Annotated in this window: 21 protein-coding genes; 13 read left to right on the top strand and 8 right to left on the bottom strand. The window is 52.4% G+C overall.

Annotated elements, in window-relative coordinates; all coding sequences use genetic code 11:
• The first annotated feature begins 123 nt into the window (after positions 1-123).
• Genes B156_RS0118655 through B156_RS30920 form a run of 3 tightly spaced genes read left to right on the top strand, consistent with a single transcriptional unit; the run spans position 124 to position 1,240 of the window.
• Entirely contained in the window at positions 124-390 is a 267-nt protein-coding gene (locus tag B156_RS0118655) for a TIGR03643 family protein (RefSeq protein ID WP_018621296.1), read from the top strand.
• A 31-nt stretch (positions 391-421) separates the two neighbouring features.
• A complete protein-coding gene (locus tag B156_RS0118650; protein ID WP_018621295.1) occupies positions 422-1,057 on the top strand; it encodes a flavin reductase family protein in 636 nt (211 codons plus the stop codon).
• Positions 1,058-1,081: 24 nt separating this feature from the next.
• Positions 1,082-1,240 carry a DUF2256 domain-containing protein gene (locus B156_RS30920; protein ID WP_018621294.1) on the top strand — a complete coding sequence of 53 codons (159 nt, stop codon included), beginning with the start codon at positions 1,082-1,084 and terminating at the stop codon, positions 1,238-1,240.
• Positions 1,241-1,281: 41 nt separating this feature from the next.
• Here the strand turns inward: B156_RS30920 and B156_RS0118640 are convergent, their stop codons facing one another.
• Positions 1,282-2,286 (bottom strand): NAD(P)H-dependent glycerol-3-phosphate dehydrogenase, encoded by a 1,005-nt coding sequence (locus B156_RS0118640; RefSeq protein WP_018621293.1) that lies wholly within the window; start codon positions 2,284-2,286, stop codon positions 1,282-1,284.
• A gap of 393 nt (positions 2,287-2,679) precedes the next feature.
• Here B156_RS0118640 and B156_RS0118635 point away from each other — a divergent pair, with 393 nt between their 5' ends.
• The 3 genes from B156_RS0118635 (at position 2,680) to B156_RS0118625 (ending at position 6,651) form a co-directional block, all read left to right on the top strand.
• Positions 2,680-4,122 (top strand): sulfatase-like hydrolase/transferase, encoded by a 1,443-nt coding sequence (locus B156_RS0118635; RefSeq protein ID WP_018621292.1) that lies wholly within the window; start codon positions 2,680-2,682, stop codon positions 4,120-4,122.
• Complete coding sequence (locus B156_RS0118630; protein WP_018621291.1) at positions 4,119-5,735, top strand: glycoside hydrolase; 1,617 nt, start codon at positions 4,119-4,121, stop codon at positions 5,733-5,735. The genes B156_RS0118635 and B156_RS0118630 overlap by 4 nt, the downstream gene beginning before the upstream one ends.
• Before the next feature lie 208 nt (positions 5,736-5,943).
• Positions 5,944-6,651 (top strand): endonuclease III domain-containing protein, encoded by a 708-nt coding sequence (locus tag B156_RS0118625; RefSeq protein ID WP_018621290.1) that lies wholly within the window; start codon positions 5,944-5,946, stop codon positions 6,649-6,651.
• Between the two features lie 473 nt (positions 6,652-7,124).
• Here B156_RS0118625 and B156_RS0118620 read toward each other — a convergent pair whose 3' ends face one another.
• The 3 genes from B156_RS0118620 to arsM all read right to left on the bottom strand — a co-directional run bounded on the left by B156_RS0118620 (position 7,125) and on the right by arsM (position 11,209).
• On the bottom strand, positions 7,125-9,227 hold the full coding sequence (locus B156_RS0118620) for a hypothetical protein (protein ID WP_018621289.1): 2,103 nt from the start codon (positions 9,225-9,227) through the stop codon (positions 7,125-7,127).
• Between the two features lie 142 nt (positions 9,228-9,369).
• A complete protein-coding gene (gene fabG / locus B156_RS0118615; RefSeq protein WP_018621288.1) occupies positions 9,370-10,116 on the bottom strand; it encodes a 3-oxoacyl-[acyl-carrier-protein] reductase in 747 nt (248 codons plus the stop codon).
• Between the two features lie 124 nt (positions 10,117-10,240).
• Positions 10,241-11,209: an arsenosugar biosynthesis arsenite methyltransferase ArsM gene (arsM, locus tag B156_RS0118610; RefSeq protein ID WP_026260905.1), complete on the bottom strand. Its 969-nt coding sequence runs from the start codon at positions 11,207-11,209 to the stop codon at positions 10,241-10,243.
• A 116-nt stretch (positions 11,210-11,325) separates the two neighbouring features.
• Here arsM and B156_RS0118605 point away from each other — a divergent pair, with 116 nt between their 5' ends.
• The 5 genes from B156_RS0118605 (at position 11,326) to B156_RS31465 (ending at position 15,615) form a co-directional block, all read left to right on the top strand.
• Positions 11,326-12,075 (top strand): PI-PLC domain-containing protein, encoded by a 750-nt coding sequence (locus B156_RS0118605; RefSeq protein ID WP_018621286.1) that lies wholly within the window; start codon positions 11,326-11,328, stop codon positions 12,073-12,075.
• Positions 12,076-12,344: 269 nt separating this feature from the next.
• A complete protein-coding gene (locus B156_RS0118600) occupies positions 12,345-12,647 on the top strand; it encodes an EthD family reductase (protein WP_018621284.1) in 303 nt (100 codons plus the stop codon).
• 275 nt (positions 12,648-12,922) lie between these two features.
• Positions 12,923-14,677 carry a GMC oxidoreductase gene (locus B156_RS0118595; protein WP_018621283.1) on the top strand — a complete coding sequence of 585 codons (1,755 nt, stop codon included), beginning with the start codon at positions 12,923-12,925 and terminating at the stop codon, positions 14,675-14,677.
• 99 nt (positions 14,678-14,776) lie between these two features.
• Positions 14,777-15,253, top strand: coding sequence for a hypothetical protein (locus tag B156_RS0118590; RefSeq protein ID WP_018621282.1), 477 nt, complete (start codon positions 14,777-14,779; stop codon positions 15,251-15,253).
• 152 nt (positions 15,254-15,405) lie between these two features.
• Positions 15,406-15,615: a hypothetical protein gene (locus B156_RS31465; protein ID WP_157627095.1), complete on the top strand. Its 210-nt coding sequence runs from the start codon at positions 15,406-15,408 to the stop codon at positions 15,613-15,615.
• A gap of 97 nt (positions 15,616-15,712) precedes the next feature.
• Here the strand turns inward: B156_RS31465 and B156_RS29440 are convergent, their stop codons facing one another.
• From B156_RS29440 to zwf, 4 genes are all read right to left on the bottom strand, one after another.
• Complete coding sequence (locus B156_RS29440; protein ID WP_157627094.1) at positions 15,713-17,254, bottom strand: capsule assembly Wzi family protein; 1,542 nt, start codon at positions 17,252-17,254, stop codon at positions 15,713-15,715.
• Between the two features lie 78 nt (positions 17,255-17,332).
• Positions 17,333-18,073 carry a 6-phosphogluconolactonase gene (gene pgl / locus B156_RS0118575; RefSeq protein WP_018621279.1) on the bottom strand — a complete coding sequence of 247 codons (741 nt, stop codon included), beginning with the start codon at positions 18,071-18,073 and terminating at the stop codon, positions 17,333-17,335.
• Between the two features lie 9 nt (positions 18,074-18,082).
• A complete protein-coding gene (locus B156_RS0118570) occupies positions 18,083-18,427 on the bottom strand; it encodes a cupin domain-containing protein (RefSeq protein WP_018621278.1) in 345 nt (114 codons plus the stop codon).
• A gap of 95 nt (positions 18,428-18,522) precedes the next feature.
• On the bottom strand, positions 18,523-20,067 hold the full coding sequence (gene zwf, locus B156_RS0118565; RefSeq protein ID WP_018621277.1) for a glucose-6-phosphate dehydrogenase: 1,545 nt from the start codon (positions 20,065-20,067) through the stop codon (positions 18,523-18,525).
• Between the two features lie 128 nt (positions 20,068-20,195).
• On the opposite strand from zwf, the gene rpiB reads away from it, so the two are divergent.
• Together rpiB and B156_RS0118555 are read left to right on the top strand one after the other, a co-directional pair.
• Positions 20,196-20,627, top strand: a complete 432-nt coding sequence (gene rpiB, locus B156_RS0118560; protein ID WP_018621276.1) for a ribose 5-phosphate isomerase B — start codon at positions 20,196-20,198, stop codon at positions 20,625-20,627.
• 109 nt (positions 20,628-20,736) lie between these two features.
• Positions 20,737-22,863 carry an FUSC family protein gene (locus B156_RS0118555; RefSeq protein WP_018621275.1) on the top strand — a complete coding sequence of 709 codons (2,127 nt, stop codon included), beginning with the start codon at positions 20,737-20,739 and terminating at the stop codon, positions 22,861-22,863.
• Positions 22,864-22,881 lie beyond the last annotated feature (18 nt).

Raw genomic sequence — 22,881 nt, 5'->3', positions numbered from 1 at the left:
ATACGGTGAAAAAGTACAAAACTTTCGCTCACCACAGGGCGTTCTGTTAGTACATGTGAACGGGCTTATCCAGCGCATCAAGTATCATTTACCCCGTAGTCTGGCGCTGAAACAACCAATATAATGGATAGAGATACCGATAGAATCATAGAAATGGCCTGGGAGGACCGCACTCCGTTTGAAGCCATCAAAGCACAATTCGACCTGAGCGAAGCGGACGTTATCAAGGTGATGCGGAGCGAGCTGAAACGGAGCAGCTTTAACTTATGGCGGAAACGGGTGAATAGTGGCGTCAGTCAGAAGCACGCCCAGAAGAGGAACGCTGATATTGACCGGTTCAAATGCACCCGTCAACAACCCATCTCGCTGAACAAAATCAGCAAGCGATAGGGTAAATCCCCGTAACGAACAGACCACACGAATGACTAAGACATTTACGCAAATAGCGTTGAACGACCTGGAGCAGCGGTACCGGGTTACGCTCATCAATTCGCTGGCGGGGTTCAAGCAGGCGGTACTGATTGGCACCAGATCGCTGGAGGGTCAAACCAACCTAGCTCTGTTCAATTCCCTGATTCATATTGGCAGCAACCCCGCGTTGTACGGCTTCATTTGTCGCCCCGACACGGTGCAGCGGGATACGCTCAATAACATCCTGGCAACGAACGAATTCACGCTGAACTACGTAAAAACGTCCGACCTGGAAAAGGCCCACCAGACGTCGGCCCGTTACGATACCGGTGTTTCTGAATTTGCAGCAGTGGGGTTTACCGAGCAGTTTTCAGCTGCCTCCCGTGCACCCTTCGTGCAGGAAGCGGTCGTAAAAATTGCCATGACCTTTGCCGATAAAATCCCGATTCCCCTCAATGGTACGCTGTTGATTATTGGTAGCATCCAGCATATTGAGGTGGATGACAGCGTGGTAGGCGATGACGGCTTTGTAGACCTCGAACGGGCCGATGTACTGGCCTGCTCAGGTCTGGATGCCTACTACAGTGCTCAGCTTCTGAGCCGGTTGACCTACGCCAAACCGGACAAATGGCCGGTTTCTCTCTGATACCAACCGATTCGACTGTTTTCGATGAAGCACGTAAAGAAGCAAAACCTGCCCCAAAAAATCTGCGTCGTTTGCCACCGGCCGTTTACCTGGCGTAAGAAGTGGGAGGCCGTTTGGGACGATGTAAAGTACTGCAGCGACCGTTGCCGCACCAACAAACAGTCCGAACCTAGCAACCGGTAGGGAAGTCGGGGCTATTTTCCACCCTGTCGCCAGCGTACATTTTATAGCAGCACCTTCTTCAGTTCATTCATGGCGGCCGTGGGAGCCGCTTTTCCGTAGAGAATCGAATAAACGGTATCCGTTATAGGCATATCGACCCCGTACTGACGGTTAATCTCGTAGATACTTTTGACGGCGTAATACCCTTCGGCAATCATGTTCATTTCGGCCTGTGCCGACTGGATGGTGTACCCCCGGCCAATGAGGGTCCCAAACGTACGGTTGCGGCTAAACGGCGAATAGGCCGTTACGAGCAGGTCGCCGAGGTACGCCGAGCCGCTCAGGTCGCGGTGTTTGGGGTAGATGGCATCCACAAACCGTTTTATTTCCTGCATGGCGTTAGATACCAGTACCGCCTGAAAATTGTCGCCGTACCCCAGTCCCCGCGTGATACCACTCGCCAGTGCGATGATATTTTTCATGACGGCACTGTACTCGATGCCATAGATGTCATCCACGGGGGTGGTCTGCACAAACCTGCACCGCAGTAAATCCGCTACGTTGCTGGCACAGACCGGGTCTTTCGACGCGATGGTCAGGTAGGATTGTTTTTCGAGGGCCACTTCTTCGGCGTGACACGGCCCCGCAATAACGGCCATCTGTTCCACCGGCACTCCATACTGCTCGCTCACCCAGTCCGTTACCAGTTGATTAGCCCCCGGAATCATGCCTTTAATGGCCGAAACCACTGATTTACCGGTGAAATGTCCTGGTTTCAGGCCCGTCAGCGCATCGCCAATGAAGGCGGCTGGTACGGCCAGAATCACATACTCGCTGTCTTTGAAGGAGTCAACGATTTTGGTGCAGACCTTCACTTTGCGGGTGTTGATTTGTACATCGCTCAGGTAGCTTGGATTATGCCCGAATTTTTTGATATGCTCCGCATCGGAGGCTTTGCGAAGCCACCATTTAACGCTGACATTGTTTTCGGAGAGAATTTTAACGAGGGCCGTAGCCCAGCTTCCTCCTCCCACCATCGTGAGCCGAACGGGCTGATTTACTTTCATGCCGTAAAGAAACGGATAAAGTAAGTAACGGAACACCCCACGCTACGGGATAAATACCAGAAAACGGAAACGGGTAGGGCGCTTTTTCCGGCAGAGAAAACCAGTTGCTGAATAAAGATTATCCTGTTTATAGGCTGGCTACACATCCTTTGGCACCCTTTGCCAACCCTGCCCCCGTTTGCGGGAGCCGGACACACCTAGCAGACGGGACTGAACCAGAAAGGCGACTACCTGAAGGCGTTTTCTGGAAAAGTGATGCTAAAAACCAGTAGCAGGCCAAGTGAACATCAGTCCTTATTTGATAAAACAGACAACTAATAGACGCACAAAACAGGGCATTCATGGGTAAACATTCGCCATTATCACTCTTTTGTTCAGCTAATGCAGAAATGAATGTTCGCGAAAACTACCCAACTCATACTGGCAGGCATCCTTTGCTCGGCCGTTGCCAGCCCGTTTCTCCATCGTTCCTTTCCCGTTAGCCAGCCGGGTGCCCCCGAACCGATCAGCGCCCCCATCCCTCAGCCGAACATCATTCTGGTGCTGGTTGACGACATGGGTCTTGCCGATGTGGGTTGCTACCGGAATCGTACAGGAGCCGCGGCCGATAAGCTGGTTCCGACACCCAACATTGACCGGCTGGCGGCCGAGGGGATCAAGTTTACCAACTACTACAGTGCCGCCCCCATCTGTTCGCCCTCGCGGGTGGCTCTGACGACGGGTATGGCTGCGGGGAAATGGAACATCACCTCGTATCTGGATAACCGAAAACACAACCGCACCTGCGAGCAGGCCGATTTCCTGGACTCCGCGGCCCCGTCGGTAGCGCGTTCGCTCAAAACGGCGGGGTACGCCACGGCTCACTTTGGCAAGTGGCACATGGGCGGTGGCCGCGACGTGACCGACGCTCCCGGTATACCCGCCTACGGCTTCGATGAATATGCCAGCACCTACGAAAGCCCCGACCCCGACCCACTGCTGACCTCAACGAACTGGATATGGGCCAGAACGGATAGTATCAAACGGTGGAAACGCACGGCCTATTTCGTTGATAAAACACTCGATTTCCTGAAACGCCACCCCGACCAACCCTGCTATATCAATCTCTGGCCCGACGATGTGCATACGCCCTGGGTACCGGATGAAACTACGCTGGACGAATTCCCCAAAGGCACCGAGAAACCCCGCGAGTTCAACGGCGTACTGGCCGAGCTGGACAAACAGATTGGTCGGCTAATGGCAGGCCTGAAAGCGCAGGGGGTGGACAACAATACGCTGGTCATTTTCACCAGCGACAACGGCCCGCTGCCCAGTTTCGAGGGTAGCCGGGCGGCTCCCTATCGGGGAACGAAACTGTCCCTGTACGAGGGGGGTATCCGCATGCCTTTTCTGGTCCGTTATCCGGCCAAAACACCGAAGGGGCAGGTCGATACCCGCTCTGTGCTATGCGCCACGGATCTGTTTCCCACCGTCAACAGTCTGGCGGGGCAGAAAGGAACTGGCTCCACGTACGGAGAGAATGTAGCCTCCGCTTTTGAGGGCAAACCTTATTTCCGCAAGACGGCCCTTTTCTGGGAGTACGGCCGCAATAATGAATCGTTCCGGTATCCGCAGGGGCGAGACCGCAGTCCGAATCTGGCCATGCGGCAGGGTAACTGGAAACTTCTGATTAACGATAACGGCTCGGGCGTTGAATTGTATGACCTGAACCAGGACCCGTCAGAGACGACTAACGTGGCCGAAAAGCAGACCATGATGACCGGCCAGATGCGCACAAAACTCCTCGCCTGGCGCAAGGAACTTTCCCAACTACCCGTAGCCAACAGCAAGCCATGAAAACTTTCCTCCTGAGTAGCCTGGCCGCCCTGACCGTGATAACCGGGTGCAGTTTATTTACCCCCCCTGATGCCCGCAACGCCAAAAAACGGCCCGCGGCCCCATCGCCCCTTGTGGTACGGGTGCTACCCAGCCAGACCTACCAGACCATGCACAGCTTTGGAGCATCGGATTGCTGGTCGGCACAGTTTATTGGTCTAAACTACCCATTGGCCAAACGCGAACAGATTGCCGACTGGCTTTTCAGTCTCGATACCGACGCAGCAGGCAATCCAAAAGGTATCGGGCTATCGCTGTGGCGGTTCAACATCGGCGCGGGCAGTACCGAGCAGGGCGATTCGAGTGGTATCAAAAGCCCGTGGCGACGCTCCGAATGTTTCCAGCGGCCCAATGGCACGTACGACTGGAGCAAACAGGCGGGTCAGCAGTGGTTTGTGGAGGCCGCCCACCGGCGCAGGGTGCCTTACCTGCTCGGCTTTACCAACTCTCCCCCCGTCCAGTTCACGGCAAACGGCAAAGCGTACGCATCCGGTAAGTTGGGCGATTATAACTTCAATCGGCAGAAGTTAACGGAATACGCCCGTTTCCTGACCGATGTAGCTGATTACTTCAACCGGGAAGGCTGGCCCATGCAGTATCTGAGCCCTTTCAACGAACCGCAGTGGGATTGGGGTATCAAAAAGGGGCAAACGATGGCGACACAGGAGGGCACCCCCGCCACTAACGCGGACATGGCCGAACTGACCCGCGCTCTGAGTCAGGAACTGACCACCCGGAACGTACCAACCCGCCTGACTATTGGCGAAGCCGCCCAGTTAAATTACCTCTCCCAAAGCGGCACAAATCGCAGTCAGACCAATCAGGACGATGTTATCAATGCCCTCTTCGCATCCCACAGTCCGGCATTTATAGGCAACCTGCCCGCCGTTGAGCCGGTGGCAAGTGGACATAGCTATTTTACCACCTCACCGGTCAGCAAACTGGAAAGCGTCAGGCGTGACCTGGCCTCGGCACTCCAGAAAGCGAAAGTGCCTTTCTGGCAATCGGAATACTGCGTGTTAGGAGACAACGATGGGGAAATAAACGGCAGCGGCCGGGACCTGGGCATGACAACCGCGCTGTATGTAGCCCGCGTCATCCAGGCGGATATAACGCTGGCGAATGCTACCTCCTGGCAATGGTGGCTGGCGCTTAGTCCGAGCAACTACAAGGATGGATTGATTTACGTTGAGAATAACGGCAAGATGGGCGAAAACCCGACAAACGCGCAAAATGGTGATATTATGGCCTCCAAATCGCTGTGGGCACTGGGCAACTACGCCCGGTTTGTTCGGCCCGGCATGGTGCGGATAGCCCTTGAAACCAGCCCAACTACACCAACTGATGCCCCACAGCTATCGGCCTACCGAAGTCAGGATGGGAAACAGCTAGTTCTGGTCGTGGTCAATCCCGGCCAGGAACGTCCTCTGCAACTCGCTGGTCTACCCCCGTCGGTTAGGCAGTTGGCGGTGTACGAAACGTCCGCTACGGCCAATCTGCGCAAACGAACGGTATCGGCTAAAAACCTGACACTGGCGGCCCAATCCGTAACTACCATACTAACTACTTTATAGCCGTGTTGAATAGCAACGCTGTACGCCGGCCAATAAGTTGGACAAACAACGGCAGGTTTTCATTCAGCCATACGTAAGCGAATCAACGCAGTTTCGGGCTGGTCAATGGCGAAAAGCGATACCACCGGTATAAACATTCCTTTTCAACGGCTGTTCTTGAGAATAACCCAGTACCGGAGGTTTTCACTTTATCTCTTTTCGTACCCGTTTGGACTCCTTTGCTGCCACTAAAACCCTTGAATGCCATGAGCAACTGAATGCTTTTTACGGCGTTCAGGCCATTTACGGCCGGGCAGACCCGATGCACGAACTAGTTGGTACCATTTTATCCCACCGGACCAACTTCGCGAACGAAGAGACGGCTTACCATACCATGCGCGAACGATTTCCAACCTGGGAAGAGGTGCGCGATGCGCCATTGCCTGCGTTAATCGAAGCCATCCAAACGGCTACCTACCCGGAGGTAAAAGCCCCTTACATCAAAAATTTGCTGGCGTATCTCTTCCAGGAAAGGGGTGCAGCGTCGGTCGATTTCCTGGCCGATATGGAAACGGAAGAGGCCATGAAATGGCTGACAGCTTTGCCGGGTATCGGTCAGAAAACGGCTACACTTCTGCTGCTGTTTAACTTTCAAAAGCCCGTTCTTCCCGTCGACACCCACGTTCATCGGGTTACGCAACGGCTGGGGTTGATTGGGCCAAGAGTCAGTGCCGAAAAGGCCCACGCCCTGCTGCTTTCTTACCTACCAGCGGATGCCACGCAGCTGTTCAATTTTCACAAACACTTCTTCTGGCATGGTCAGCGCGTCTGTAGCTGGTATTATCCCAAATGCAGTGAATGTGTGCTACGTCCGCAATGCGACTATTATCAATCGGGCCAGACGGCCATTTTGAGCAGTACCCCCAGGCGGAAGTAAGTCAATCAATAAGCTGAGTTTGACAGGCAGATGTGCAATGAGTTGACTGGCAGCAATTTACTTACTCATATTCACGTTCATCTTCGATTGAGTAAGTAACCGCGTTACAGGCAAACGCGGGTTAAAAAGGGGCGTGGCTGACTAAAAATGAAAAAAGCAGGCTGACATAATCGGCCTGCTTTCCTGTTTCTATCCACACCATAAAGGTAGATTTTGGGGTCTACCCTTTGATTCTGTCAAATGTAAGGGTAAATTTTTAGTTTCAGGTTACCGTTTAATGGTTTTGCTGGTTAAAAATCACTCAATAGTTCGTTTAAAAGAAAATATAGTAGCAAAACATATAGTTTATTTCTCTTTTTCAGTAACATTTAGTTATTAAAAAGTTACTCTTTCAAGAGGTATTACCTGTAAAATAAATAATCTCCAAAAAAAGTAACTTTAATTCTTCGCATCTATTCGTGGGTTATGCCCCATCAATATCCGCCATAGAACTTCCGTAATCCCCACTCAACGGAAACCAGCAACAGCACGACAAAAAACAGCCATCGCCAGTTGATGAGTTCATTCATTTCTTCGGTGCTGGTCAGGCGGGCCGGGTGCGGCTTGGTGGTTATGGTCCTGACAAGTTCATCCGTTTGGCTGGCATTGTAAAACTGCCCGCCCGTTTGCTGCGCCAGCTGCCGAAGCAACCCATGGTCGGCAGTCGTGTTGATTGCTTCCAGTTGCAGGTCGCGCACCACAAACTGCCCCGACGATTGCTCGGCTTTGTTATTGATTGTCACGCTGGCCCGGAACCGGTACGCCCCTTCGGGCAGGCGGCTGATCTCAAACCGGCTATTGTCAGCAGTAGGCGTATAATTGAACGACCGGGTTATCCCTTTTTCGTCGCTGATGGCGAGTTGAACAGGCTTGTCGTACAGGCGTTCGTAGATGTCGTTGTAGAGTTCGGTTTCAAAAATAACTTTTTCACCCGCCACAAACTCGTTCCGAATGGGATACACCCGGAGTTTACGCCGGTCTTCTTTTACGGAAATCAGTTGAATAACCTTCTGGATTAGGTCATCTACCACCTCCTGTTTATCCGTCAGGGCAAACTCTTCGAGTCGCCAGCCCCATATGCCTTCTCCGGCCAGTACGGCTGTTTTCCGGGGGCTGGTCACGTTGATAGCCAGAAGAGGCTTTTTGGTGCGTATGCTGCCTACCTGCTGCCATAGTACCACTTCGGAACCAGGCTGTAACCGAAAATCGCCGTAGGGAACCAGCAAAGGGGGAAACTTACTCAGAATATCGAGTCGGGCCGGGTCGAAGTTGAGCTGTTTGAAGTCAGAATTCAACGCGCCCGTCACCTTATCACTCTGGTTCATTTGAGCTGCCAGCTGCATCACCGGATTGGAGGTATTGAAGGAGCCGATGGCCGATTGATTACCCAGGATAAACAAAATGGGCGTGTTTTTAGCCAGGTATTTTTGCAGCAGCGCGTTGCCCGTTCCCCCATTGTCGGGAATCTGATGCAGGATCAGTAGATCGTACTGCTTATCAGCGGGTGCGCGGTCCGCCGATGCGGTCGCTTCGGCGGGAGTGCCCGTTAGAATACGGATGTCCAGTTCGTAGTTCTGGTTCTTTTCCAGGATACTCCGCAGGGCTTTTATATCCGGGTGGGGCGCCAGGGCCAGCAGCAACACTTTTTCTTTCCCGTCAATTACGTCCAGGTACACATCCTGCCGGTTGTTTCGGGTACTGAATTCGCCGGGTTGGGGCAGCACTTCGACCACGTAATGCTGAACGCCTTTCTGCGTAGCCGTAATCTGGAAAGTCACTTGACTGAATCCTTCATCTTTTGAGAAATTAGCCGACTGTCGCCCTAATTCTTTCCCGTTCTGGCGCAACACCACCGTACCACTACGCCCCTGAAATCCGTTGCTCACGATTTCGGCCTGCACCGGAAACTGATTACCCAGATACGCAATCCGGTTGGCAATAACGCCTTTGAGTTGAATATCTCTCTTCGGAATTGTATCACCCAGCCCAATGGTTTGCACCGAAAAGGGGTACTGCCCAAACGTGGGTGACAGTCCCTGATTGAAGATACCATCCGACACCAGCACCACGTCGGTCAGGTTCTGCCCTTCGTAATCTGACCGGATACCCGACAGCATACCCGACAAATCCGTTGTACGCTGGGTAAAGGGAATCTGGGTGAGGTCCGACGCAGTCGTGCTGTCGCCAAAGGTGCGCACGGCTACATCCAGTCCTTTATCGGTTAGTTGCTGGCGCAGGGTCTGCAAACTGGCCAGGGACCGACTCAGCGCGGGCCGACCCGCTGCCGCTACCGATTCCGAGTTGTCGACAGCCAGTACCACTTTGGGTTTTTCGGTGAAGGTTCGCAGGCTACGGATGAGCGGGTCCAGCAATAGAAAGCACAGGAAACTGACCACCACAAAACGCAGAGCCGCCAATCCGTAGGTCGTTCGTTTATCGAAGCCACCCACGGTTGCACCACCACCGGCCAGGCCAGGCCCGGTCAGGCGGGGCAGTGGCTGATACATAGCCCAGGCGTAAGCCGCCCCAACGAGCAAACACACTAAAATCCACCAGGGTGAGGATTGAAAAATAACGTCAGAGCGCACGTAATCAATTATAAATGATGAATGATAAATTATGACCCGGATGTTAACCTAATGGTAAACGATAACAATGATACCAGTCATCATTTATCAGTTAAGTCAACATTCCCCCATCCACTTGCAGCACCTGGCCGGTGATGTAGCGGGAGAGGTCGGAAGCCAGAAAAACGGCACAGTCAGCTACCTCTTCGGGTTGCCCCCCCCGTTTCATCGGGATTTGCTGCTTCCAGTCTTCGAGGGCTTTCTCATTGATTTCACCGGTCATTTCGGTTTCGATAAAGCCCGGTGCAATGGCGTTGGACCGCACATTACGCGAACCCAGTTCCAGCGCGACCGATTTGGTAAACCCAATGATGCCCGCTTTGGAAGCTGCGTAATTGGCCTGCCCCGCATTACCCCGAATCCCCACTACGGATGTCAGATTGATGATAGAACCCGATTTGGCTTTCATCATCGACTTGATAGCCGCCTTGGTGAGGTTGAAGACCGACTTAAGGTTAACGTTGATAACGGTATCCCATTGTTCTTCCGACATCCGCATCAGCAAACCATCCTTGGTAATACCGGCATTATTGACCAGTACATCGAGCTTGCCAAAGTCGGCCAGTACCTGAGTGATGAGGTCTTCGGCGGCTTTGTGGTCCGATGCATCGGAGCGGTATCCTTTTACCTGGCCGCCAAACGCACTGAGTTCTGCTTCCAGCGCCTGTGCTTTTTCAACACTCGACAAGTAGGTAAATGCGACGGAGGCTCCTTCCTGGGCGAACTTCTGCGCCATAGCCCGACCGATACCCCGTGATGCACCGGTAATGAGGGCGACTTTTCCTTTCAGTAAATCCATTTTTAAAGTAGATGCCCGTTTTAACGTATGACAGGCTTTAATAAACAAAAATAAGGCCTGGGTTCGACCAGGCCCCTCAACAAAATGCTAATTTGCGCCCTTCCTACTGTATAAACCGGTACGTTTAGCAGCACCCTCCACCATCGTAGAAGTAGGTCGAGGGCGAAATAAAAATATCGTTGCGATTTAACCGGGTGAATGCACCGGCGGTTTTATCGCATACGGACAGGGGCTGGTTTGGCATTAGTACGTGGCCTTTTCCATCGTCGAAGTAGTCCTCATCGCCGTAATAGATGGCGGTTTTGCCGGTAAACACGCAGGGGCCATCAGTGGGCATGGGGTCTTTAATGGCGCAGACTTCCACGCTTTCAATGTATAGCAACTCATTGGTCGCATAGTGCCGGGGCGACAGTAGCCGGTACGCCCGCTTGGCCCGTATCTCGACCGTACCAAACCCAACACCCGTCACAAAATCCAGGTACGCCTGGAGGGGAACAGAACCCGTCAGGCACAATGCCCGTAAGCGTTCGTCGTTGCGCAGTTCGTCGGACATGGGTTGCTCGCAAACGGGGTCCGACATTACCAGTCGGCCGTGTGGTTTTAATACGCGGTACGTTTCTTCCAGTGCCCGTTTCAGGTCGTCGGCTTTGAAAATGTTGAACAGGCAGTTCTGCGCGGCCACATCCACGCTGTTGTCTTCTACCGGCAAATCCAGTGCACTACCCAGCCGCAGGTCCATAAAATCGCGGTGAAACCAGTCGTTCTGCGCTTCGGCTTCAACCAGGTTCTGCTGGCAGGCGTCAATCATCTCCGGCACCACATCGACCCCGATAACGGAGCCCGGTCGACGGCTGAAGTACGAAAACTGCAACAGTTCCATCCCACCACCTACGCCCACGTACATAACGGTTGGGTTATTCACCAAATCGCGGGGGTTCACGGTGCTGCCACAGCCGTAGTTCATTTCCAGCATCCGCTTCGGTATACGCAGACCCGGCAGTTGCCACACCGGATTCGTGGTGCAGCATAACCCAATCTGAGGGTCTTCGGCGGCCTGCCGGTACACGTCTGCGGTTGTTTCCAGATAACTCATCAAGCGAAAAATAAACAGGGCAAAAATAGCAACTTAGCCGCAAACGGCAAGGTAAGCGGCTGGTTTTGGTTTCGTGGACGAGCCTCAGTACCTTGGCAAAAAATAAGCCATTTGTTATGCGCCCCTATCTCCTACCCGCCTTACTGTGGTTGACGACTACAATCACGCTGGCCCAGAAAATTCATGCTCACAATGACTACGAAAAACCCCGGCCCTTTGTGAATGCCTACGAACAACGGGCCGATTACATCGAAGCCGACGTGTGGCTCCAGAATGGGAAACTGGTTGTGTCCCACAACAAACCCAAAGACAATGCCCCCACGCTCGATTCTTTATACATCAACCCCATTGTGGCCCTGTTCGAGCAGAACAATAACAAACCCAGCCCCGACCGGGACTATACCTTTAGTCTGGTAATCGATATCAAGGCTAATTCGGCCGAGGTTTTGCCCATCTTGCTGGCCACATTATCCAAACACCTGACTTATTTTAACCGGGGTGCCAATGCGCAGGCCGTACAGGTAATTATTAGCGGTGAGCGTCCGAAAATTACAGCTTTTCTCGATTATCCATTGCTCCAGTTCGATGGCCGCCCCAGCGAAGTGTACGATGAGGAAACACTGCGGAAAATAGCCCTCATTAGCGACAACTTCAGGTCCTACTCCCAATGGGACGGCAACGACGACATCCCGAAAGACGATAAGGACAAACTAAAACGGGTGATAAAACGCGCCCACAGCGACAGCAAACCCTTCCGTTTCTGGGCCATCCCCGACACACCCAATGCCTGGAAACAACTAAAAAAGGCAGGAGTCGATATTATCAATACGGATAAAGTGGCGGAAGCTTCGAAGGAACTTCGGTAAAAGCGGAGGTTGAATTGGTTTTATCAATTTAGAAGGGTAGTGACAATACAGAAAGTATGGCTCGAATAAGTAATCACGCAAATTTAGGTTGCACTCTTTTTGTCATTCCGACCGGTCCGCCGGTGCGGCAGGAGAAATCTCCAGTTGTCAAGATGAAGTTTGAATCTGCGCGATTAATTAGCTTAAATAAATTCAATTTTTCGTACTTCGGTAAGTCCTGAACATTAGTAATTTTCACTAAAATCGAACCAATCCAACTAACAAACAGCATGATCAAGTTAACGGTACTTTACGGACATCCGAGTGACCCAACAGTTTTCGAGAATTATTACGCCGATACGCATGTACCGCTGGTAGGAAAAATGAAAGGTGTTGAAAAAGCTGAACTTACCAAGTTTCTCGACTCCCCAGACGGCGAAAAGGCTGCATACTATCGAATGGCCGAATTGTGGTTTGCTGATGCAGAAGCCCTCCAGACAACTATGGGTTCACCAGAAGGACAAGTCACAGTAGACGACATTGCTAATTTTGCCACCGGGGGCGTAACCATTCTGACGGGAACAGTTGGATAGACTTGAAGCTTACCTACCAGCCATCATTAAACTTCATTCATGGTTACGACTCTGTATCTGACGATGTAATTTGGGGGATTGTCATTAGACACCTTCCAATCCTGCAAATTGAAGTCGAAATGTTGTTGGACGAGTAAACATGCTCAACTTTAGTTCTTGCCAGCTTNCCCCGCCCCGGCCCATGCCGGGGTTTTTCTTTTCAGGGATTCCCGCCAATCAGTAAACAGGGGCTGCATTTGGCTTATTACCCTAAATCGCATTGACCGACTACTGAAATGGATATTCCTCAGTTCAAAAAAGCCCCCCTCATTTACGACGCTATCATCGTCGGCTCCGGTGCCGGGGGCGGCATGGCAGCCTATACATTGGCCAAAGCCGGTGCCAAAGTAATGCTGCTCGAAGCGGGTGGCTATTACGACCCGGCCGACCCAAAATACATCACCCAGTTGAAATGGCCCTATGAATCGCCCCGTCGGGGGGCGTCCACACAGTTTCGCTCCAATGGGGATTTTGATGCGGCCTGGGGTGGCTGGGATATCGAGGGCGAACCCTATTCCTCCAAAGAGGGGGGTGAGTTTCACTGGTTCCGGTCCCGGATGCTCGGCGGGCGTACCAACCACTGGGGACGTATCTCTCTCCGGTTTGGCCCCGACGATTTTCGGCGGCACAGCATGACCGGCGTGGGTGTAGACTGGCCCATCGGCTACGACGACATTAAACCCTTCTACGACCGGGTCGATAAATTGATTGGCGTATTTGGTTCCGTCGAGAATTTCCCGAACGAACCCGACGGTATTTTTCTGCCCCCGCCCAAACCGCGCCTGCACGAACTGATGATTCGGAAAGGTGCCCGGAGCATCGGCATTCCCGTTCTTCCATCGCGGTTGAGTATCCTGACCAAACCTATCAACAGCGAGCGGGGTTCCTGTTTTTACTGCCACCAGTGCGGCCGGGGTTGTCAGGCCTACGCTGATTTCTCCTCCTCATCGGTACTATGTATTCCTGCCGTAAAAACCGGCAATGTAACCCTGGTAAATGGGGCAATGGTCCGCGAAGTGCTGACCGACCCACAAACCGGATTGGCCACGGGTGTGAGTTACATTAACAAGGCCAATATGGAAGAGATAACCGTTCGGGCCAAAACCGTGATGCTGGGAGCCAGCACCTGCGAAACCGCCCGGATTCTGCTCAATTCCAAATCGAGCCGCTTCCCCAATGGGCTGGCAAACAGCAGTGGCGTAGTCGGTAAATACCTCAACGACTCCACCGGTGCCAGCCGGTCGGCGTTTATACCCGCCCTGATGGACCGCAAACGGTACAACGAAGATGGCGTGGGCGGCATGCACGTATTCACGCCCTGGTGGCTGGATAACAAAAAACTGGATTTCCCACGGGGGTATCACATCGAGTACGGGGGTGGTATGGGCATGCCCGGCTATGGTTTTGGCAGTGGCATTGAATCCATGAACGGCACCATTCCCGGTCGGGATGGCCAGATGAAACCCGGTGGTGGCTACGGAGCCAGCCTGAAAGATGACTACCGGCGGTTCTACGGAGCCTACATTGGCATGGCGGGTCGGGGTGAGCCGGTCCCTCTCGAAAGCAATTACTGCGAAATTGACCCCAATAAGGTTGATAAGTTCGGTATCCCAACGCTTCGTTTTCACTACAAATGGTCGGACTATGAGGTGAAGCAGGCCAAGCATATGCAGGACACGTTCGAGGAAATTATTCATGCGATGGGCGGTATTGCTCTCGGGCCTAAACCCGGCCCTAACACGGCACACGGCTACGGCCTGGCGGCCCCCGGCCGGATTATTCACGAAGTGGGTACGGTTCGGATGGGAAATGACCCCCAAACATCGGCCCTGAATAAGTACCAGCAGGCGCACGACGTAAAAAACCTGTTTGTCGTTGATGCAGCCGCTTTCCCGTCGCAGGGGGATAAAAACGTTACCTGGACCATTCTGGCCGGTTCCATGCGCACGAGTGAGTATTTAATTGACCAGGTCAAGAAAAAGAATATATGAACTAATACTTGAACAGGCGGCATTCTCGGAACTACCAACGGGAACGGGGTAGCCGATTGCTTATATTGCCGGGTATCTAACAAACGATGAGAACACTTTATGAAACGTGAAATTGCAGAAAACCCCCTGAAAGGGTTGGCCCTGGCCGTGGGCGCGGGTATGCTGGCCGGCCTTGCCGGAACAGTAGCCATCACGGTCTCGCAACTGATTGAGATGAAACTGACGGATCGGGCACCCAGTACAACCCCCGTGAAAGCAGTATCCAAGGTGCTCGACATCAAGCCAACCAATAAAACCAACCGGGAGAAGGTGACGCAGGAAATTCACTGGACCTACGGAACCGTGTGGGGCATACCCCGGGGCATCATGTCCATGGTTGGCTTACAGGGATGGCCCGCTACCCTGCTTCATTTTACCACGATTATGGGGACTGCCCTCACCCTATTACCCAAACTGAATGTGGTGCCGCCCGTTACGGAACAGGAGCCGAAAGCCATTGCTATTGATGCCTTGCACCATGCCGTTTACGCTCTGGCGGCCGGTTTGGCCTACGACGCCATTGATGAACTGGATTGAGTTTTTGTCCATCTTAATCAGCAGATAGTGCCTATTCAGATTTATTCTCTAGCACTTGATAATCAGTTAGTAAAAAAACAGAATAGCTGATGGGTTACCTTTCTACTTGTCCTACATTAATGGTAAACAAACCGTTTTAATTCAGTACAACCATGAAAAAATCAGCATTCTTCTTTCTATCAGTAATGGCACTGGCTACTGCCTGTTCGAGCACGAAAACCGAGTCTACAGCGTCATCAGTTACTGCCACTGATACGGCTGCGATGATGAGCGACTCTACCACCATGATGAGTGACTCTACGACCATGATGAGTGATACCACCATGAAGAGTGATACCACCATGAAGGACACCATCAAGTAAGCGCCCTTTCAAACTAACCTGTTAACACAAAAAAGACCCTCAGCAATGAGGGTCTTTTTTGTTGCTTGTCATTACTGACCTATTTCTCATAAACCCACTAAAAATAACGGACGGAAGACCGCTGATTTTGCTTGACGGGTGCTTTCTGTGTTTTGGAAGACCAGTTCTTACGCAGACCAATATAGCCTCCGGTTGAATTGGGTAAAAAAGCGCCCTGGTCGGTCGCTACGGTAGCGGTTAAATGCATGGTACCTAGCAAGGGCAGGGTCAACGGGGCTGCTACTTTGAATAACCCCGAAAACTGCTGGGGAAATCCTGGTAGTGGAGCGTTGTAGGTTCCCAGGTTTTGACTGTACGATAGTTTAAGTAGCCACATCACCTTCTCTCCTACCCGGCCGTTTAACCCGGCGTGTACCATTGATACCCGATTATTAATAATGGGGCCATACGGTATGGCAGGGGTTATGTCGCCTTCGGGCGTGAGAAAAGGGGTGCCAATGGTGTGAGCGCGGGTTGTCCAGCTATCAATGTATTGTGCATTATTGAAGTAATCAACTTTGCCCCGGCGTTGGGGGTCTTCAATAACGAATTCATTTCCGCCCTGGTCGACCGTATACAGGAACTCGACAAGTGCCCGGTCTACCGAAATATAACTGTCCCCCCTCGACTTCCGGCGAATACTAAGGCCATTGAGGCCATCGGCAATGGTGGTCAGGTACCAGATGGCTCCCGTATCAAAAGGATTCTGGCGATAGACAAAAATGGTGTAGTCACCAACATCCAATTCGGCTCCTAAATCAAGCGAACCCAGGTGGTTACCAATCCGGTTCGTTTCATCGAACGAGGTGACATTGCCATCCACGGCGGCATTGGGGTACGGTAAAGCCGTTATCGCATACAAATAAGCCTTGAAGCTGGACGGTAACTGTCCATCGTTCGACACGCCGGGTGCTATGAAGGGAGAGTACCCATTCCAGGTAACCTGATGATTGATACCACCATATACACGAATAGGCCCCGACGGTCGGCCAATTCGAATGTACAACGTTGACTGCTGCATCAGTGCATTGGAAACTTTCCGGTTTACATTTTCAAACCAGGCGTTGGCAAACGTTGCGTTGATGCTAATGGCCCCATTTGTGAAAGGAAGAGGAACATACCCCCGGGTCCCTAGCTGAATGGTGGGCAGCGGGAGCGCATTTCCCGACATGGCATAGGCACCCGACGTTAGCAACGTATCTACCAAACCCACAATGGTTTTTCGGCGACCGGCATAAACTTCCAGCTGGCGCCACCGTGCCTTGATGTACGCTTCGGGCACGTATACCTGCTGATTGGCAGGTATGGGACCCACGTTTCCAACCACCTCAACCCCGTATCCCCAATCAACCCGCCGGTTTTGCTCTGGCCGATAGTCGGAGGAAACACCCGCCCGAACCGTTGCAAATGAGTTAGCCAGGGGCACTACTCCATATTGGTTGGCCCGTTGCCAGAAGGGTACACCTCTTCCGGATTTTCCTAATGCACCAACTTCTACGAAAGCCTGCGTAGTTCTTTCCGACGAATCCGCTTGCCCGGCCGCTCTCTGGTATGGAATAAGTAGTGCTACAATAAGTAACGGATAAGGGATAAAGCGCATTAGCAATAGAGTAAGCAGGATAACCAGTCAGTTGACGAGGTGAGTTGATTGTAGAACGATTATAAAGGTAAGTACTTGTTAACGAGTCAGCTTTTCAGCCGCTTTTTCATCGACCAGCCACACCAGTTCCCCTGTTTCCGGCTTGATTTGCTGAGAGGGATAGGTGTCCGGATTATAGGCTCCTTCCAGTACTTCTTTCAGCGGATCGGCCTTTTTAGGCCCTGCTACCAGAAACAGGATGCAGGATGCCCGATTCACGATGGGTGCCGTCAGGGTCAGCCGAAACATAGTTTGCTGCGTTAAAAAATAAGCTTTTGTCCAGGCCTTTTTTTCGTGAACCACGTCAGTGCCGGGAAACAAAGACAGGGTATGCCCATCATCCCCCATACCGAGCAGCACCAGATCGAACGTGGGGCTGGGCGACGCGTCGTCTGTTTCGCCAAAGTACGTATGCAAGACCCGGTCATAGTCGGCGGCAGCAGCGTCGGGTTCCAGGTCGGTACGCCAGATGTGAATCTGATCTTCGGGTGTATACACATGTCCAAGCAGCGTATCGTAGGCCATGCCGGCATTACTCTGCTCATCGTCGATGGGTACGTACCGCTCATCACCCCAGAATATGTGCAGCTGCGCCCACGGAATCTGCTCTACAAAGGGCGGTTTAGCCAGTAGTTCGTGTAGGGCTTTGGGCGTACTTCCCCCCGATAGCGCAATTGTAAACCGATCCTGCGTTTTAAGCACCTCGTTGATGCGCTTCGCAATAAAACTGGCCGCTTCTTTAGCCAGTTCGGCCGGATTTTTCTTGATAATCAGTTGCATGGACGTTTCTTACACAAAATCCTCACGCATGGGCGTGAATAAATCAACCAGCTCACCTGCTTCCACACACACGGCCCCGTGCCGTACGTTAGGCGGTATATAATACGCATCACCCTGCCGTACGGTACGGGTCTCGTCGGCAATGGTAATAGCAAAAGCCCCACTCGCTACGTAACTCATCTGCGTATGCACATGGCTGTGAGCAGCCCCGATACCACCCGTTTCAAAGCGGACTTTTACCATCATCAGGTTGGCGTCATAGGTCATCATCTTACGCTGCACCCCGTCGGCTACCGTTTCCCACGGCAGGCTTTCGTCATCTACAAAAAGAACACCCAGTTGAGTTGTCGTCATGCGTTTAGGTATATAGCTTGAGGTGTATGGTGTTTGGTATACGGCTGGCCGACGCGTTAGCTACGTATACGTCAGCCACCATAAACTGTAAAGCTTTATTCTGCCGTCCAGTCAAATCCATCTTTTTCGACCAGTTGCCGGGCGGCATCCGGTCCCCACGAGCCAGGGGTATAATTCGGAAAATCAGGCGTTTTACTTTCCCATTCGTCCAGAATCGGCGTTACCACTTTCCAGGCGGCTTCAACCTGATCGGCCCGCATAAACAGCGTGGCATCGCCCGTCATCACGTCGAGCAGTAGGGTTTCGTAGGCTTCCGGCTCCTGACCGTCGTAGGTATCTTTATAGCTAAATACCATTTCGACCGGATCGATGGCCAGTGTTTGGCCGGGCCGCTTTACCTGAAACCGAAGACGGATATCCAGATCGGGTTGAATATCGATAGTGAGCCGGTTGGACTGCCAGTTTTTAGTGGCTTCGTTCGGAAACGCGTAGGATGGGGCGGTTTTAAATTGAATCGTGATAACGGTAGCCTTCCTGGGCAGCGCTTTACCCGTGCGGAGATAGAACGGCACATCTTCCCACCGCCAGTTGTCGACGTATAGTTTGACGGCTGCAAACGTCTCGGTGGCTGAATCCGGTTTAACGCCTTCCTCCTCCCGATACCCTACAATTTCTTTCTCCTCTTTTTTGCCAGCCGATTTCTTACCCGGTCGGTCCGCCGGTGCGGTGGATTCGCCCGGACCATACTGCCCCCGAACGGCAACATCCTTCACCTCATCGGGCTGAATCCGGCGGATAGCGTTCAGCACGTCGACTTTTTTGTTCCGTACTTCGTTGGCCTCGAACGAAATAGGGGCCTCGGTTGCTACCATACACAGCATCTGGAGCAGGTGATTCTGGATCATGTCGCGCAAGGCACCTGAGCCTTCATAATACCCTCCCCGTCCTTCCAGTCCCACCGTTTCGGCCGCCGTAATCTGTACGTACTCCACGTAGCGACGGTTCCAGATTGGCTCAAAGAGGGAGTTAGCAAAGCGAAGGGCCAGAATATTCTGCACTGTTTCTTTACCCAGGTAGTGGTCTATCCGGTAAATCTGCTCTTCGGCGAAAAGGCCGCCCAACAAGGTATTTAGCTCTTGAGCCGTTTTCAGGTTATGCCCAAAGGGTTTCTCAACGACAATCCTGACCCGTGATTTGTCGCCACAGAGCGAGAGCTTGCCAAGGTTCATGGCAATATCGGGCACCAGTTGCGGGGCCACTGCGAGATAAAACACCACATTGGCCGCTACACCCCATTCCTTTTCCCGGGCGGCAACAAAGTCAGCCAATTTCGTATAAGCTTTATCATCACCGGCATCCATCGGCAGGTACGAAATAGCCGGTGAAAACGACTTCCAATCCTTATCCCCATCGTTTTTTCGCCTTGAAAACGACGCTATCCCCTCCTCCAGACGCTCCCGAAACGATTCGTCGGAGTACGGTGTCCGGCCTAATCCAACAACGGCAAATTGATCGGACAGGTACTTGTCAAGGTACAGATTATACAGCGCAGGGGTTAGTTTACGAAGGTTCAGGTCACCGCTGCCGCCGAAAATAAACAAAACGGTAGCAACGGGTTTCTGATTGGTAGCTGGTATCATAAGTTGGTTGTATTGGGAGGGTGCAAATTACCGTCCGTCTGTTTTCCGAACAAGTTTAGTCCCATAAGGTTTCATCTTGGCCCCCGATTCCACTACTTTTGGGCGTTGTTCTTACTTTGTTTAAATACATGAAAATAGCTATTGGTTCCGACCACGCAGGTTTCCACTACAAGGAAGCCATCAGGCAATTTCTGACCAGTCTCGGGCACGAGGTCATTGATAAAGGTACCTATGCCGAAACGCCATCCGTCGATTATCCCCTCTTTATCCGGCCCGTGGCCGAAGCCGTAGCTGCCGGCATCGTGGACCGGGGTGTGGTGCTGGGCGGTTCAGGCAATGGAGAGGCCATAGCCGCTAACCGGGTAAAGGGTGTTCGCTGCGGGCTGTGCTGGAATGAAGAATCGGCCCGTTTATGTCGCCAGCATAATGATGCCAACGTCATCTCCCTCGGCGAACGGATGATGGACGAAGAAACCGCCCTGAAACTAGTTAAAATCTGGCTCGACACGCCGTTTGAGGGTGGCCGTCACCTGGCTCGTATTCAGGAATTAGATAGATAGTCAGTTGATTAGTTGGTTGATCGGTTGATTAGTGGCTGATGTAAAAATAATACTCGCGTCAGCCATTAATTAACTAATCACCCCACCAACTAATCAACTGACCAAGCCCATGAACAAACGCACCCGACAAGTTAGCTACTTCCTGTTCAGTCAGTATTTTTCTGACGGACTGCGAACGACGCTTTCTGTTTTGTTACCCTCGCTGGTATGGGCGCAGTTCGGGCAGCTACAAACGGGGCTTGCCATGTCGCTGGGGGCGTTGAACGTTAGTTTGAGCGATGCCCCCGGCCCGGTTATGCACCGCCGGAATGCCATGGTTGCTACAGCCCTGATTGGGTTTGTGGTTACGTTCATCACGGGTTTTGCCCGCATGAACCCCTATTTTCTGGCGGTAGAGATTCTGCTGTTCAGCTTTTTTTTCTCGATGTTCGCCATCTGGGGAAACCGGGCTGCTTCGGTAGGTACGGCGGCTTTGCTCATCATGATTCTAATGCTCGACCGCCCACTTAACCCGGAGGGGGTAATTGAGGAAAGTTTGCTCGTGCTGGCTGGCAGCGTGTGGTACACCGTCATTAGCTTGCTCGTATCGCAGCTACGGCCTTACCTGCTGGCAAAGCAGGCGTTGGGGAAGTGCATCCATGAAATTGCCAAACTCATGGTTATCAAGGCTGATTTTTATTCCACTGCTACCCAACTGGATGACGATTACCGGCGATTTATTGCCCAGCAGGTGGTTGTGAGTGAACATCAGGATGCCGCGCGCGAAGTATTGTTCAAAAGCAGGCGTATCGTGGCCGAATCGACCCAGACCGGCCGGTTGCTCTTACTGACATTTACCGATGTAATTGACCTGTATGAGCAGATTATTGCCATGTACTACGACTACTCGGACCTGCGCGACCGCTTTGGCAAAACCGGCGTACTGGAGAAGATTACCCACCTCATCAGGCAGCTATCCTCCGAACTCGATCACATTGGTCTGGCCGTTCAGTCACCCATTCCGCTTAGCCAACCCCGGCCCCTCGACCCGTTGCTCCAGTCGTTGAAACAGGACATCGACGCCCTGAGCGATCAGGAAGGAAGTACGCTGGTGCTTAAAAAAGTACTGGTCAGCCTTCGTACCGTCCGGCAACGAATCACTACGATTCAGGGAAACCTGTCGGGAACTAACATTGATCCCCAATCCGACCGCGACCCCGAATACGGGCGGTTTGTATCGCATCAGGTCATTACGGCTGCTTCGTTTCGCGACAGTCTGACGCCAGATTCATCTGCCTTCCGGCATTCGGCCCGCGTGGCCATCGCCATGCTGCTGGGCTTCATCCTGACCAAGCTCCTCCCCTACGGCCACCATAGCTACTGGGTTCTGCTCACGATTTCGGTTATTCTGAAACCGGCGTTCAGCCTGACCAAACAGCGAAATATCGAGCGTATTGGCGGCACGCTGATTGGCGGTATCATTGGCGTGCTGATTCTCACCTTCATCCCCAACAAAACGGCTCAGTTTGGTTTTATGACCCTGCTCATGCTGGGCACCTACAGCGCACAGCGCGTCAACTACCAGGTAATGGTTATCTGCCTGACTCCGTTTGTGCTGATTTTATTTAGTTTTCTGGGTGTCAATTACCTGGGTGCTGCGGAAGAACGGTTCCTGGATACGCTTATCGGCGGTGGCATTGCGCTGGTAGCTGGTTACGCCTTTTTTCCCAAGTGGGAGTCAGAACAGCTACTAAGCCCCATGCAGGCGGTGCTGAGAGCCAATGTCCGTTACGCTCAGTTACTACTTGATAGTTTGTTGGGGAAAGGCATTGGCCTGGTCGACTACAAACTGGCCCGGAAAGAGGTTTTCGTCACATCGGCTAACCTGGGCGCTACCTTCGACCGGATGGTTTCGGAGCCAAAAAATAAACAGCGTAATGAGAAACTCATCTACCAGTTTGTGGTATTGAACTACGTGCTGTCAGCCAACATAGCCACGATTATGTCGGCCCGGCTGTCTGGTGAGCCGGTTTATTATCCGGCTTCCTACCTGAAACCCGCTAAAAGGGCGTTGTTCATACTAACAGAAAGTCTGCAAAAGCTGAACAAATCGACCGAAAAAGTTGAACTGGATTCCGGGATGCAGGAAGCCTATCGTCCGGCGTCAGTTACGGAAGATACTTCTCTACTGGAACATCTCCAGTTTATTCAGCAAATCAGTGGTGATATTATCAAACTGGTTGAACAGATAGACTAGCGAGCATCCTTCCAACGC

This window comes from Spirosoma luteum DSM 19990, assembly GCF_000374065.1.
Lineage (GTDB): Bacteria > Bacteroidota > Bacteroidia > Cytophagales > Spirosomataceae > Spirosoma > Spirosoma luteum.
This window is presented reverse-complemented; position numbering and strand designations above follow the sequence as displayed.